This window comes from Achromobacter sp. 77, from assembly GCF_020541125.1.
Lineage (GTDB): Bacteria > Pseudomonadota > Gammaproteobacteria > Burkholderiales > Burkholderiaceae_B > Achromobacter > Achromobacter mucicolens.
The window spans coordinates 2,412,213-2,426,201 of the sequence record NZ_CP059848.1 but is presented as its reverse complement, the minus strand read 5'-3'; the positions used below and the strand labels follow the sequence as shown (position 1 = coordinate 2,426,201).

Genomic DNA, 13,989 nt, shown 5'->3' with positions numbered 1-13,989 from the left:
ATATCAGGTGTTGCGCGTGGACTTCACGATGGTCATGGCGGAGGCGATCATCCCGCCCACGTCGGACAGATTGGCCGGCAGGATCAGCGTGTTGCCTTCCTTGGCCACGTTGCCGAACGCCTCAACGTAGCGCTCGGCAACCTTCAGGTTGACCGCTTCCATGCCGCCCGGCTGGCGAACCGCATCGGCAACCTGCGTGATGGCCTTGGCAGTGGCTTCGGCAATCGCCAGCACCGCAGCCGCCTCGCCTTGCGCCTGGTTGATCTGCGCCTGCTTCTCGCCCTCGGATCGCGCGATCGCGGCTTCGCGTTCGCCGGTGGCGATATTGATCTGCTCCTGGCGGCGGCCCTCGGAGGCGGCGATCAGCGCGCGCTTCTCGCGTTCCGCCGTGATCTGGGCCTGCATCGAACGCAGGATCTCGTTGGGCGGCGTCAGATCCTTGATTTCATAGCGCAGCACCTTCACGCCCCAGTTCAGCGCGGCCTCGTCCAGCGACGAGACGATGTTGCTGTTGATGGAATCGCGCTCTTCAAAGGTGCGGTCCAATTCCATCTTGCCGATGACCGAACGCAAGGTGGTCTGGGCAAGCTGCGTGATCGCCGAAATGTAGTTGGACGAACCGTACGAGGCGCGCATCGGGTCCGTGACCTGGAAATACAGCACGCCGTCGACCTGCAGTTGGGTGTTGTCGCGCGTGATGCAGACCTGGCTGGGCACATCCAGGGGGATTTCCTTCAGTGAATGCTTGTAGGCCACCCGTTCGATAAACGGAATCACGAACCCGGCGCCCGGCGACAGGACGCGGTCGAACTTGCCCAGCCGCTCGACCACCCAGGCATGCTGCTGCGGCACGATGGCGATCGCCTTGACGACGATAAGGATCGCCAACGCAACGATGACAAGCAGCACGACGGTTGAAGAATCGATCATGGTGTGAAGCCTCTTTTCGGATGGATGCGCCGGCCTGCCCCGCCATGCTGGCCGGGGTTCCGGCGATTGCCCGCGGCGCTGCGCGGGCGCGTTCTGCTATGCCGATCGGCCGCGCTTGGGAGTCAGCACGAGGATCGAGCCGCGCAATTCGGTAATGATGTGTTCACCAGGATGGGCGGCGTGTCCCTTGGCCAGCTCGGCCTGCCAATGCGCGCCCCGGTACCAGACGCGCGCCGCCCCGCTGTCGGACCACGCCTCTACGACGACGGTCTGGCCGATGTCCAGGTTGACGTCGGCGTTGCGGGCGGAATTGACCTCACGCTTTTTCAGCACCCGGGTCTTGCGCAGCACCAATAGCCCCAGCAGCAGCACGACGCCGCACGCCACCAGCTCCCATTGCAGGCCGGCGCTCAGCCAGGCCGCAATGCCGCCGGCGGCCAGACCTAAAGCGACCAGCAGCAAATAGAAGGTTCCTGTCGCCAGCTCTCCGATGAGCGCCAGCGCGGCCAATCCCAGCCAAATCCACATAGTATTGAGAATCGTCTGTAAGGATGAGTATCTGAGCGGATTGTACGTATTTCCGGGACGGAGCGGGAGCCGCGGTGCGCCGACGGGAACATTTTCGCTGGATTACTATGTGCGCTGGCGCGCCAAGTCGCGGGACCAACGCGCCGCCCTCATCCACCTATATGCTTTTATGACCGCCGCAACTCCTTCTGCTCTTCCCGTCCTGATCCTGCACACCGGCGATCCGGACGATACGCTCAAAAGCCAGTTCGGCGGCTATGCCGAACAAATCATGACGGCGGCCGGCCTGGCCGCCAGCAACGTCGAGATCGTCGCGGTATACGAGGGCCAGCGCCCGCAGGCGCCCTCCAGCTACCGCGCTGCCCTGATCACCGGTTCGCCCGCCATGGTGTCCGACAAAGAACCCTGGAGCGAAGACACCGCCGCCTGGCTGCGCGAGGCCGTCGACGCGGGCCTGCCGATGTTCGGCGTCTGCTACGGGCACCAATTGCTGGCGCACGCGCTCGGCGGCAAGGTCGGCTACAACCCGTCGGGCCGGGAAGTGGGCACCCAGACCGTGGAATTGCTGCCGACCGCCTCCGGCGACCCACTCATGGCCGGCGTGCCGTCCACCTTCCCTGCGCAGATGCTGCATGCGCAGACCGTGCTGCAGCTGCCCCCGGGCGCGGCGGTGCTGGCGCGCTCGGATCTGGACGACCACCAGATGATCCGCATCGGCCGCAATGTCTTTTCCACCCAGTTTCACCCCGAGTTCGGGCCGGATTTCATCCTGGCTCATCTCGAGCGTTATGGCCGCCGCTACGCCGCCGAAAACCTCGACATGCCCGATCTGTCGGCCAACGTGCGCGCGACGCCCGTGGCGGCGGGCCTGTTGCGGCGCTTCCTGGAGACCTACGCGCCCGGCGCCTGACCTTCGCAGGCGTCCCGCCGGCCTTGCCGGGACGCCACGGGGGACGCCAAAGGCTAGGGCTCCGCCGCAACAAGCGGAGTGCCGGGGCCGGCCAGTCTTGAGACGATGGCGTCAAACGTTACGCCAATACGCGCCAGTCAGGAGTCCCTTATGAGCCCCGCCGCCGTCCCCCTGAGCAAACAGCACGCCGCCGCCGTCGAGCGCGCCTGCCGCGCCCTGGAAGCCGAGCAGCCGCCCGATCTGTCGACGCTGGCCGAGCAGGCCGGCATGAGCCGCTTCCATTTCCACCGCGTTTTCAAGGCCGCCACGGGCATCACGCCCAAGGCCTACGCCAACGCGCTGCGGGCCAGCCGCGCGCGCCAGCGCCTCGAAGAAAGCGCAAGCGTCACCGACGCCATGTACGACGCCGGCTTCAATTCCAGCGGACGCTTCTACGAGGCCGCCCCCGCCATCCTGGGCATGACGCCCACCGCGTTCCGCAAGAACGGCGAAGGCGTGGATATCCGGTTCGCGGTCGCGCAATGCGCATTGGGCGCGCTACTGGTGGCGGCAAGCAGCACCGGCATCTGCGAAATCGCGCTGGACGAGGACCCTGACCGGCTGGTCAAGAACCTGCAGGACCGTTTCCGCGCCGCCAGGCTGATCGGCGCCGATCCCCAGTTCGAAAGCTGGGTTGCGGACGTGGTCGGCTTTGTCGAAGATCCGGCGCGCGGCCTGGACCTGCCGCTGGACGTGCGCGGCACGGCGTTCCAGCGCAAGGTCTGGGAGGCGCTTTGCGAGATCCCGTTGGGCGAAACCGCCACCTACGCGCAAGTGGCCGAGCGCATCGGCGCGCCCACCGCCGTGCGCGCCGTCGCCCGCGCCTGCGCCACCAACAACATCGCGCTGGCCATTCCCTGCCATCGCGTGGTGCGCACCGACGGCTCGCTGGCCGGCTACCGCTGGGGCATCGACCGCAAGCGCGAACTCATCGCCCGGGAAGCCAAGGCTGCCTGAGCGGCACGGGTCAAATAAAGCCCGAGCGAATAAAAAAACCCCGCGTCCCAAAAGACGCGGGGTTTTTTGTTTCAACCGGCCAATCAGTTCTTGGCCAGGCGCTGCCACGTATCGACAACGGTGTCCGGATTCAGCGACATCGACAGGATGCCTTCGTCCTTCAGCCACTGCGCGAAGTCCGGGTGATCGCTGGGGCCTTGGCCGCAGATGCCGACGTACTTGTTGGCAGCCAGGCAAGCCTTGATCGCACGGCGCAGCATGAACTTGACGGCTTCGTCGCGCTCGTCGAAGTCGGCGGCCAAAAGCTCCATGCCCGAATCGCGGTCCAGGCCCAGCGTGAGCTGGGTCATGTCGTTCGAGCCGATGGAGAAGCCGTCGAAGTACTGCAGGAACTCGTCGGCCAGGATGGCGTTGGACGGCACTTCGCACATCATGATCAGCTTCAGGCCGTTTTCGCCGCGCGCCAGGCCGTGCTTGGCGAGCAGGTTCACGACCTTCTCGGCCTGACCCAGCGTGCGCACGAACGGCACCATGATCTCGACGTTCGTCAGGCCCATTTCGTCGCGCACCTTCTTGAGGGCTTCGCATTCCATGCGGAAGCACTCGGCGAAGTCTTCGGCGATGTAGCGCGACGCGCCGCGGAAGCCCAGCATGGGGTTCTCTTCCTCGGGCTCGTAGCGCGAGCCGCCCACCAGCTTGCGGTACTCGTTGGACTTGAAGTCCGACATGCGCACGATGACCGGCTTGGGGTAGAAGGCGGCGGCAATCGTCGCCACGCCTTCGGCCATCTTCTCGACGAAGAAGGCGCGCGGGCTGGCATGGCCGCGAGCGGCCGATTCCACGGCCTTCTTCAGTTCGCCGTCCACATTCGGGTAGTCCAGGACTGCCTTCGGGTGGATACCGATGTTGTTGTTGATGATGAATTCCAGGCGAGCCAGGCCGACGCCGCCGTTCGGGATCTGGGCGAAGTCGAACGCCAGTTGCGGGTTGCCCACGTTCATCATGATCTTCAGATCGATGGCGGGCATGTCGCCACGGCGCACTTCCTCGACTTCGGTTTCGATCAGGCCGTCATAGATGCGGCCTTCGTCGCCTTCGGCGCAGGACACGGTCACGGCCTGGCCTTCCTTGAGCACGTCGGTCGCGTTGCCGCAGCCCACCACCGCCGGAATGCCCAGTTCACGCGCGATGATCGCGGCGTGGCACGTACGGCCGCCGCGGTTCGTCACGATGGCCGAGGCGCGCTTCATCACGGGCTCCCAGTTGGGATCCGTCATGTCGGTGACCAGCACGTCGCCCGGCTGGACCTTGTCCATGTCGGAGATGTCGCCCACGACGCGCACCGGACCCGAACCGATCTTCTGGCCAATGGCACGGCCGGTGATCAGCACCTGGCCGGTCGCCTTCAGGCGGTAGCGCTGCTGAACGTCGTTGGCGCCCTGCTGCGACTTCACCGTTTCGGGGCGCGCCTGCAGGATGTAGATCTTGCCGTCCACGCCGTCGCGGCCCCACTCGATGTCCATCGGACGCTGGTAGTGCTTTTCGATGATGACGGCGTAGCGGGCCAGTTCGTTGACCTCGTCGTCGGTCAGCGAGTAGCGGTTGCGCTCGGAGACGGGCACGTCCACCGTGCGCACGGCACGGCCTTCAGGACGCTCGGGATCGAATTCCATCTTGATGAGCTTGGAGCCGATGCGGCGGCCGACGATGGGATAGTGGCCTTGCGCCAGCGTGGGCTTGAAGACGTAGAACTCGTCAGGGTTGACGGCGCCCTGCACGACGGTTTCGCCCAGGCCATACGACGAGGTGATGAACACCACATCCTGGAAGCCCGATTCGGTGTCGATGGTGAACATGACGCCGGCGCTGCCCTTGTCGGAACGCACCATGCGCTGGATGCCGGCCGACAAGGCGACGTCGGCATGGGCGTAGCCCTTGTGCACGCGATAGGAAATGGCGCGGTCGTTGTACAGCGACGCGAACACGTGGCGGATCTTGTCCAGCACGTCGTCGATGCCCACCACGTTCAGGAAGGTTTCCTGCTGGCCGGCGAACGAGGCGTCGGGCAGGTCTTCGGCCGTGGCGGACGAGCGCACGGCGAACGAGCCCTTGCCATCGGCGTCGAGCTTGGCGAAAGCTTCGCGGATCTGCGATTCGAATTCCGGCGAGAACGGCGCCTCGACGATCCATTGGCGGATCTGCGCACCGGCGGTGGCCAGTTCGCGCACGTCTTCGGGGTTCAGCGTGGTCAGGCGTTCAGCGATCCGCTTGTCCAGGCCCGAAGCCTTCAGGAAATCGCGAAACGCATCTGCGGTCGTGGCAAAGCCGCCCGGCACGCGGACACCCGCGCCAGACAGCTGGCTGATCATTTCGCCAAGAGATGCGTTCTTGCCTCCTACCGAGTCCACGTCCGTCATGCGGAGCTGCTCGAACAAAACAACATACGACATTGAAGTCACCTTTTACAATGGAATGAAAGCGAGTTTGGTCAATGGTTGAAATGCGCTGTTCTGGGTGCCGGAGAAACGCTTTTTCCGGCTTGTGCAGACACGCTTTCAGACGCTGACCAAACTGGCCTTGGACCGCCCTTGGGGTGACTTATAGGGGCCTGATTGTACTCGGTGGAGTACGTCCGGCCATCTGCCTGGTTGGAATTTTTTACACATGACATCTACCCCTATCGTACGCACGGTATACATCGTTTCCGACAGTACCGGCATCACTGCGGAAACCTTCAGCCAGTCAGTACTTTCGCAGTTCGAGGAGGTCAATTTCAAGCCCATCCGCCTGCCCTTCGTGGACACGCTTGAAAAGGCCGCGGAAGTCGCCATGCGGATCGATCGCAGCGCCCAGGACGCGGGCGTGCCGCCCATCGTTTTCAGCACCCTGGTCAACCCCGAGATCCTGGCACGCGTTCGCCAGGCGAACGGCATTTTCCTGGATCTGTTCGGCACGTTCGTCAGCCACATCGAGCAAGCCCTGGGTCTGAAATCCAGCCACTCCATCGGCCGCTCGCACATGCAGGCCAACTCGGAAAAGTACCGGAACCGGATCGACGCCATCAACTTCAGCCTGGCGCATGACGACGGCCAGTTCGTGAACCAGCTCGATCAGGCCGACGTGATCCTCGTCGGGGTCTCGCGTTGCGGCAAGACGCCCACCAGCCTGTATCTGGCCATGCAATACGCCATCAAGGCCGCGAATTTCCCGCTCACGCCCGACGATTTCGAACGCGGCACCCTGCCCTCGACCATCGCGCCGCACCGGGGCAAGCTGTTCGGCCTGTCGATCCAGCCCGAGCGCCTGGCCGAAGTGCGCAACGAGCGCCGCCCCAACAGCCGCTACGCGCAACTTGAGCAATGCCGCTACGAAGTGGCGGAAGCCGAGCGCATGATGCGCCGCGAGGGCATTTCGTGGCTGTCCAGCACGACGAAATCGATCGAAGAGATCGCGACCACCGTCTTGCAGGAAGTCGGACTGGATCGCGGATAAAGAAAAAGGGCGCGTTCAGGCGCGCCCTTGATTGGCCGGCGATCTCAGCCGGCGAATGTTCACTGCGAATATTCAGGGACGCAGCTTGACGCGCTCTCGCGATCCCGCGCCCCAGTACTTCAGCGGCGACATCTCTTGTTGGGCAATCTTTTCGGATTCCTCCAGGCGCATGTCCTGCCGCCCCACGCTGGCGGCATTTCCGGTTGCGCCCTCGATGCTCAGGCGCACGTACCGCGTCTGGCCCGGCGCCAGGTCGAACGTCAGGGTTTCGCCATCGCGCAGCGTATCGATCTCGTACTTGCCCGCCGGACGGTTCACGTAGAAGAAGCTGCCCGGCTTGGACCGGCCGACCTTCACGCCATTGACGCGCAGATACGGTTGATTCGACACCACGCCAATCGGCGCCGCCGGCTGGTAGAAATAGATGCGGCCCGTATCCGGGACCATGACGGGAATGGTGCCCGCCACGTCCTGGTAGCGGGGACCGCCGCAACCGGCCAACAAGGCGGCGCCCAGCGCGGCGGCGGCCATCATCTTCAAACTGCTCTGCATGGATTTCTCTTCAGGTTTGGGTCTAACGCAAGCCCGGAGCCTGCTCGGGCGAAGCCGCGCCCCAATAGCGCATCTTCAAGAGCTCGGTTTCGGCGAGCTCGGGCGGATCGACCATTTCCATGGACAGCTTGCCCACCGTGCCCGTGCTGCCCAGCGATTCGGCCTTGATGCGCACATAGCGCGTCTGACCCGGATCAAGCTTGAAACTCACGCCGTCGCCCGTCCAATACAGGTTGGTCACGACATAACTGCCTGCCGGGCGGTCCACGAAAAAGAAGCTGCCCGGCTTGTTGCGCCCTACGACATCGCCGTTCACGCGCAGCTTTTGCTGCGCCACCGCGGCGGCCGACGCCTGCGCCTGCGGCTGGTAGAAGTAGATGCGCCCTTCGCCTTGCGCGATTGGCGGCATGCGCCCCTGCAAGGATTGGTATTGCGGACCAGCGCAGCCGGCCACCGCAACCACCGTCGCGGCCGTCGCCGCCAATTTCAACCAGATTTTCATTGACGCATTTCCACAGGCAGGGTGACAGGACGGTTCAATGGCAGATAGGCCATTTCACCAGGCAGGTAAAAGCCAACGAGCTTTCCCGAGGACGCCACGAGATAGGCCTCCCCCTGGCGCCGCGTCTGGACCGTGAACAGGCCGCCAAGCGACCGGTAGACGTCGCCTTGCGGCAAGGCGCCCACGCGCTGCCATTGCGACGCCGCCGGCAGATTCGCAATGCTGTCATTGGGAAGCTGGGCGGTGACCAAGCGCGACAGCTGGATCACGTTGACCGGGTCCGCCGGCGCCACGGGCACCAGGTTCGCCCGCTGTGTCGACACGGACATGCACGCGCTCAAGGAGAGCATGCCTGCGACGGCCAACACGGCAAACTTGCTCAGGCGGGCCGCGCCCGCGATTTTTGGAACTTCCGACGACACCATGGATACCCCGGCAACGAATGAAGTGCGTAAGTATAGGGGTGCGTCAGAAATCTACAAAACGTATCCGCGCTCAATAGCGCAGCGCCTCGCGCTCGCGTCGGCCCGCGCCCCAATATCGCAAGTCGGCAAGCGCTTGCTGCGCGGCGTCGCGCGACTGCTCCAGGCGCAGCACTTGCTTGCCCCCCGCGACGTCCACCCGGAAGTATTGCGTCTGCCCTGCCGCAAGCGGCACGACCAGCGGGTCCTTGCGTTCCTTGCGGTCCGTTGCCGTGATCACTTCGAGTGTCCCGGCCGACCGGTCCACGAAAAAGAAGTGGCCTGATTTTGACTTGCCGACGCGGGCGTTGTCGACCAGGATGGCCGGATGCGGCACCTTGTCGCCGTTGGATGTCTTGGGCTGGTAGAAATAGATCCGCCCTTCGCCCGGTTCCAGCGCGGAGATCTTGGCCGCCACGTCGCCATACCGGGGGCCGGCGCAGCCCGCCAGCACAGTTGCGGCGCCCAGCGCGGCCAGGCTCAGTTTGATCCAGTGTTTCACGTGTCCCCTCCCCGGGCTCGAAATGCGGGCCGCGTCAGTGCGCCGCCCACGTTGCACAAGCGCGGCAGTATAGGGGGCAGATCCGCCCATCAATCGGTGGAAAAACGGGGGGATCCCGCGCCGGCTCAGGCGGGATGGCGCTGGGTCGCCTGTCGGCGCTGCTCGAACAGGCAGATCGCTGCGGCGGCGCCGACATTCAGCGACTCGACGGCGGCGGCGTCGTGGTCAATGCGCACCTTCAGGCTGGCAGCGGCCAGCAGCGCGGGCGCCACACCCTGGCCCTCATGCCCGAACACCCACGCGCACCGCTCAGGCAGGCGGTCCGCGTAAAGGTCGCGCGAGCCGTCCAGCGCCGTCGCCACCAGGGGCACACGCAAGCGCGGCATCAAGGCCTGGAGATCGACATGCTCGTGGATATCCAGGGCAAAATGCGCGCCCTGGCCGCTGCGAAGCACTTTGGGAGACCAGGCCGCCGCCGAGCCCGTGGCAAGAAACACCCGCTTGATGCCGGCCGCGGCGCACGTGCGCAGCAAAGTGCCCACATTGCCAGGGTCCTGGATGCGGTCGAACAGCACGCAGGTTTCATCCACCTGTTCAGGCAGCGCGGGCACCGGCGGCGTGACCAGGAAGGCGACGCCCTGCCCGCTTTCGACGGCGGCCACGGCGTGCATCAGGCGCGCGTCTAGCGCGAGGCTGACGTTGTCCGGCACGGCCGCGGCGAGCGCCGCGATGTCCGGCTGGGAAAGGCGGTCCACGTCGAAAATCGCCCGATCCGGCGCGCCGTGGTGCTGCAACCATGCCTGGCAAAGGTGCACGCCATCGAGCAGCACCGGGGCGCCACGCTTACCCGCGGTGCCGGCCAACTTGACCAGCGCCTTGACCGCCGGGTTGTCCCGGGAACTGATGTGCTTCATGAAACCAGGCCGAAGGCCTTGATGGGCGCGAAGCTGCGCCGGTGTTCGGCGCACGGACCGTGCTCGCGCAGCCGTTGCAGATGCAGCGCCGTGCCGTAGCCCTTGTGCTGGTCGAACGCGTACTGCGGATACAGGGCGTGCAGGCGAAGCAGGTCGGCGTCGCGCGCGGTCTTGGCAAGGATGGAGGCGGCCGAGATCGCCGGCACCAGCGCATCGCCCTTGATGACGGTCTGCACGGTGCAGCGCAGTTTGGGCGCCTGATTGCCGTCGACCAGCGCCAGTTGCGGCACGGTGGCCAGGCCCTGCACCGCGCGCTGCATCGCCAGCATGGTGGCGCGCAGGATGTTCAGGCTGTCGATTTCCGCGACCGTGGCGCTGGCGATGCACCAGGCAAGCGCCTGTTCCTTGATCTGCAGCGCCAATTCCTCGCGGCGCACGGCGGTGAGGACCTTGGAGTCGGCCAGGCCGTCAATGAAGCGTGATGGATCCAGAATGACCGCCGCCGCGTAGACCTCGCCAGCTAGCGGGCCGCGGCCCGCCTCGTCGACGCCGGCGGTCAGCAGCGCGGGCTGCTCCGGCGCCACGAAAAGCTCAGGCTGCTCCATCGGCCACCTCCAGGATCGCCTGCGCGGCCAGCGCCGGCGTATCGCGTAACAGGTCTTGGTGCATGGCGGTGAAACGGGCCTCCACGCGGGCGATCAGGGCGTCGTCGGTCAACGCCTGCCAGGTCGCTTCGGCCAGTTTATCGGGCGTCGCGTCGTCCTGCAAAAGTTCGGGAACGACGAAGTCGCGAAGCAGCACGTTGGGCAGGCCCACCCACGGCAGGTACGGGCGCTGCTGACCGGACTTCCACGCCATGATCCGCCGCATCCAGGGTGACAGGACGTAGGAGATGACCATGGGCCGTTTGAACAGCGCCGTCTCCAGCGTGGCGGTGCCGCTTGCGACCAGGACGGCCGTGGCGGCTTCCATGACGGACCAGGCCACCGGCGCCTTGCGGTCCCCGCCCTCGCCGTGCAGATCGTGCGCGGTGACGCAGCGCAGACCGGGCACCGGGTACTGGGCCAGGATTTCCAGGAACTCGGCCCGCCGCTGGTCATTGACCATGGGCACGATGCACTGCAGAGCTGGATCCTTCTTCAGCAGTTGCTGGGCCGCCTGCAGAAAGCGCGGCGCGAGCAGACGGATCTCCGAGGACCGGCTGCCGGGCAGGATCGCCAGCACACGGGCGTCTTGATCGATGCCCAGGCGCGCGCGGGCCGCCGCGCGGTCCGGCTGCATCGGCACCGCGCCGGCCAGCGGATGCCCCACGTACGTCACCGGTATGCGTTCCTTGCGGTAGATCTCTTCCTCGAACGGAAACAGCACCAGCATGTGCGAGACCGATTCGCGGATCTTGTGAATGCGCCCGTAGCGCCAGGCCCAGATCGAGGGGCCGACGAAATGCACCGTCGGCGTGCCCGCCTGGCGCAGCTGGTGCTCCAGCCGCAGATTGAAGTCGGGTGCGTCGATGCCCACGAAGACGGACGGCGGCTCGGCGAGCCAGCGGCGCTTGACGTCGCGGTAGGTGGCCAGCAGGCTCGGCAGGCGCTTGAGCGCGTCCACGTAGCCAAACACGGTCAGCGCGTGCATCGGATGCCAGGCGTCGAAGTCTCGCGCCTGCATCTGCGGTCCGCCGATGCCCTCGCAGCGCACGCCGCTGTCGCGCGCTTGCAGACCGGCAATGATGCGTCCGGCCAGCAGGTCGCCCGAAGGCTCGCCGGCCACCATGCCGATCCGAGCGCTCATGGGCGGATGATGCCGCGGGAGGCGACGTCCAGGAAGTCCAGCAGCGTCTGCAGATGCTCCGCGGCCTCAGGGATAGATTGCTGGCGCTCGCGCAGTTCGGCGCGCGCCGCGTCCAGGGGCAGGCCCCGGCGGTAGATGATCTTGTAGGCTTCGCGAAGAGCCGAAATCGAGGCCGCGGAAAAACCGCGGCGTTTCAGGCCTTCGACGTTGATGCCCACCGGACGGCACGGGTTGCCGGCCGCCAGCACAAAAGGCGGGGTGTCCTGCATGAGGGAGCTGTTGCCGCCCGTCATGGTGTGCGCACCCACGCGCGAGAACTGGTGCACCCCGGTCAGGCCGCCGATGATCGCCCAGTCGCCCACGTGCACGTGGCCGCCAAGCTGCACCGAATTGGCCAGGATCGTGTTGCTGCCGATGTGGCAGTCATGGGCCACGTGAACGTAGGCCATGATCCAGTTGTCGTTGCCCAGCGTTGTTTCACCGCCATCCTGCGTCGTGCCGGTATTCAGCGTGACGAATTCGCGCACCGTGTTGCGGTCACCGATCGTCAGGCGCGTCGGCTCGCCCGCGTATTTCTTGTCCTGCGGCATGCCGCCGATGGAGCAATAGCGATAGAAGCGGTTGTCGCGACCGATGGTGGTCACACCGTCGATCATGCAGTACGGGCCGATTTCGGTCCCCGCACCGATGGTCACATCAGGCCCCACCACTGCGAACGGGCCGATGACCACGGTCGGGTCGATTTTTGCCGCCGGATCGACAACAGCGGTGGGATGGATGTTTCCTGCCATTTACTCTTCCAGGCTGCGAATCGCGCACATCAGCTTGGCAGAGGCCACTTCCTGGCCGTCGACCGTCGCGCGTGCTTGATACTTACAGATGCTGCGGCTCAGGCGTTCCGCTTCGACCTCGATGCGCAACTGGTCACCCGGGACGACGGGGCGGCGAAAGCGCGCGCCGTCGATGCCGACCAGGTAATAGGCGGTCTTGGCGCCTTCACACTTGAGGCCGCCGTTCTCGTCCGTGAACGAGAACAGCGCCGAGGCCTGGGCCATGGCTTCGACGATGAGCACGCCCGGCATCACCGGATGGTGAGGAAAGTGACCGTTGAAAAACGGCTCGTTGATCGAGACGTTCTTGATGGCGACGATGGACTTGCCAGGCACCATTTCCACGACACGGTCAATCAGCAGCATCGGGTAGCGATGCGGCAGCCTCTCCATGATCCCCTTGATGTCGAGTTCCATTTTTCTATGCGTTCCTGCGAAATTAAATAATGTGGCGGCGCGGGCGCGCCAGGGCGGCGAACGCGCCCTAGTCCTTTTCCAGCGTGCGCACGCGGCGGCGCAATTGCGCCAACTGTTGTATCACGGCGGCGTTGCGCTGCCATTCGCCATGCTCCGCGTACGGGAAGACCCCGGTGTAGCGGCCAGGCTTGGAAATATTGGACGTCACTGCCGTGCCGCCCGAGATATGCACGTCGTCGCCCAGCACCAGATGCCCCGAGAGCATCGCGGCGCCGCCGATGGTGCAGCGCTCGCCGATGGTGGTCGAGCCCGCCACACCCACGCAGGCCGCCATCGCGGTATGTGCGCCGATGCGGCAGTTGTGGCCGATCATGATCTGGTTGTCGAGCTTCACGCCGTCCGCCAGGACGGTGTCTTCAAGGGCGCCGCGGTCGACGGTGGTGTTGGCGCCGATTTCGACGTCATCGCCCAGCGAAACGCCGCCGAACTGCGGGATCTTGCCCCAGGCGCCCTTGCCCAGCGAAGGATCCGGCGCGAAGCCGAAACCATCGGCCCCCAGCACCGAACCGCTGTGCAGGATGACTCGGGCGCCGATCTTGACGCCTTCGTACAGCGTGACGTTGGCATGCAGCCGGCCGTCGGGCCCGATGGACGATCCGGCGCCGATGACGCAACCCGGACCCAGCACCGTGCCCCGTCCGATGCGCACGCCGGCTTCGACGACGCAGTTCGGGCCGATACGCACGCCTTCTTCGATGATCGCGTCGGGCGCAACCACGGCGGAGGGATGGGTTTCAGCAGGCAAGGCGGGTCTGCGGGCAGTGTCGAACCACTGCGCGACGCGCGCGTAGAGCAGATAGGGATGCTTGCAGACGACCAGCGCGAATGGCGGGCGGTCGCTGCCCTGGGCTTCGAGCGCCTCGGCGACGTCGGTGGAGACGATGACCGCCCCCGCTCCGGTTGCGCCAAGCTGGCTTTGGTAACGGGGATTGGACAGGAAAGTGATTTCCTGGGGGCCGGCCGAAGACAGGGTCCCGATGCCGCAGACCCGCATGGGGTCTGCGCCGGGAACCGCACTGATACGCCAGTCCATACCCTGGGTATTGGCGGCGCTCAACAATGCTTCAAGTGTCGGCGCGCGGGCAAGATCCAGTAAAACCGGCATGA

The 13,989-nt window shown here is 65.4% G+C and carries 16 protein-coding genes; 3 read left to right on the top strand and 13 right to left on the bottom strand.

Annotation, left to right across the window (positions count from 1 at the left end; translation table 11 throughout):
* Positions 1-3: 3 nt before the first annotated feature.
* On the bottom strand, positions 4-930 hold the full coding sequence (locus H4P35_RS11155) for an SPFH domain-containing protein (protein ID WP_223575385.1): 927 nt from the start codon (positions 928-930) through the stop codon (positions 4-6).
* Positions 931-1,026: 96 nt separating this feature from the next.
* Entirely contained in the window at positions 1,027-1,458 is a 432-nt protein-coding gene (locus H4P35_RS11150; RefSeq protein ID WP_056316815.1) for an NfeD family protein, read from the bottom strand.
* Positions 1,459-1,627: 169 nt separating this feature from the next.
* Between H4P35_RS11150 and H4P35_RS11145 the strand changes: the two genes are divergently transcribed.
* Together H4P35_RS11145 and H4P35_RS11140 are read left to right on the top strand one after the other, a co-directional pair.
* Positions 1,628-2,368, top strand: a complete 741-nt coding sequence (locus tag H4P35_RS11145; RefSeq protein ID WP_226849039.1) for a glutamine amidotransferase — start codon at positions 1,628-1,630, stop codon at positions 2,366-2,368.
* Between the two features lie 150 nt (positions 2,369-2,518).
* Entirely contained in the window at positions 2,519-3,364 is an 846-nt protein-coding gene (locus H4P35_RS11140; RefSeq protein WP_056316807.1) for a bifunctional transcriptional activator/DNA repair enzyme AdaA, read from the top strand.
* Between the two features lie 83 nt (positions 3,365-3,447).
* Here the strand turns inward: H4P35_RS11140 and ppsA are convergent, their stop codons facing one another.
* Positions 3,448-5,814, bottom strand: a complete 2,367-nt coding sequence (ppsA, locus tag H4P35_RS11135) for a phosphoenolpyruvate synthase (RefSeq protein WP_226849037.1) — start codon at positions 5,812-5,814, stop codon at positions 3,448-3,450.
* A gap of 214 nt (positions 5,815-6,028) precedes the next feature.
* Here ppsA and H4P35_RS11130 point away from each other — a divergent pair, with 214 nt between their 5' ends.
* Positions 6,029-6,856, top strand: a complete 828-nt coding sequence (locus H4P35_RS11130) for a pyruvate, water dikinase regulatory protein (RefSeq protein ID WP_056316802.1) — start codon at positions 6,029-6,031, stop codon at positions 6,854-6,856.
* A 72-nt stretch (positions 6,857-6,928) separates the two neighbouring features.
* Here H4P35_RS11130 and H4P35_RS11125 read toward each other — a convergent pair whose 3' ends face one another.
* The 10 genes from H4P35_RS11125 to lpxD all read right to left on the bottom strand — a co-directional run bounded on the left by H4P35_RS11125 (position 6,929) and on the right by lpxD (position 13,987).
* On the bottom strand, positions 6,929-7,408 hold the full coding sequence (locus tag H4P35_RS11125) for a DUF2846 domain-containing protein (protein WP_152384199.1): 480 nt from the start codon (positions 7,406-7,408) through the stop codon (positions 6,929-6,931).
* A gap of 22 nt (positions 7,409-7,430) precedes the next feature.
* Positions 7,431-7,910 carry a DUF2846 domain-containing protein gene (locus H4P35_RS11120; RefSeq protein WP_226849035.1) on the bottom strand — a complete coding sequence of 160 codons (480 nt, stop codon included), beginning with the start codon at positions 7,908-7,910 and terminating at the stop codon, positions 7,431-7,433.
* Entirely contained in the window at positions 7,907-8,239 is a 333-nt protein-coding gene (locus H4P35_RS11115; protein ID WP_226849033.1) for a hypothetical protein, read from the bottom strand. The genes H4P35_RS11120 and H4P35_RS11115 overlap by 4 nt, the downstream gene beginning before the upstream one ends.
* A gap of 166 nt (positions 8,240-8,405) precedes the next feature.
* Positions 8,406-8,873 (bottom strand): DUF2846 domain-containing protein, encoded by a 468-nt coding sequence (locus tag H4P35_RS11110; protein WP_226849032.1) that lies wholly within the window; start codon positions 8,871-8,873, stop codon positions 8,406-8,408.
* 125 nt (positions 8,874-8,998) lie between these two features.
* Positions 8,999-9,787, bottom strand: coding sequence for an RNA methyltransferase (locus H4P35_RS11105; protein WP_226849031.1), 789 nt, complete (start codon positions 9,785-9,787; stop codon positions 8,999-9,001).
* Positions 9,784-10,392: a ribonuclease HII gene (gene rnhB / locus H4P35_RS11100; protein ID WP_152384195.1), complete on the bottom strand. Its 609-nt coding sequence runs from the start codon at positions 10,390-10,392 to the stop codon at positions 9,784-9,786. Before rnhB ends, H4P35_RS11105 begins: the two co-directional genes overlap by 4 nt.
* A complete protein-coding gene (gene lpxB / locus H4P35_RS11095; protein ID WP_226849030.1) occupies positions 10,379-11,575 on the bottom strand; it encodes a lipid-A-disaccharide synthase in 1,197 nt (398 codons plus the stop codon). Before lpxB ends, rnhB begins: the two co-directional genes overlap by 14 nt.
* The gene (gene lpxA, locus H4P35_RS11090; RefSeq protein ID WP_152384193.1) at positions 11,572-12,366 is read right to left on the bottom strand and encodes an acyl-ACP--UDP-N-acetylglucosamine O-acyltransferase; all 795 of its coding nucleotides are present in this window, start codon (positions 12,364-12,366) and stop codon (positions 11,572-11,574) included. Before lpxA ends, lpxB begins: the two co-directional genes overlap by 4 nt.
* A complete protein-coding gene (fabZ, locus tag H4P35_RS11085) occupies positions 12,367-12,822 on the bottom strand; it encodes a 3-hydroxyacyl-ACP dehydratase FabZ (protein WP_006385190.1) in 456 nt (151 codons plus the stop codon).
* 67 nt (positions 12,823-12,889) lie between these two features.
* A complete protein-coding gene (gene lpxD / locus H4P35_RS11080) occupies positions 12,890-13,987 on the bottom strand; it encodes a UDP-3-O-(3-hydroxymyristoyl)glucosamine N-acyltransferase (protein ID WP_056316781.1) in 1,098 nt (365 codons plus the stop codon).
* Between the last annotated feature and the right edge of the window lie 2 nt (positions 13,988-13,989).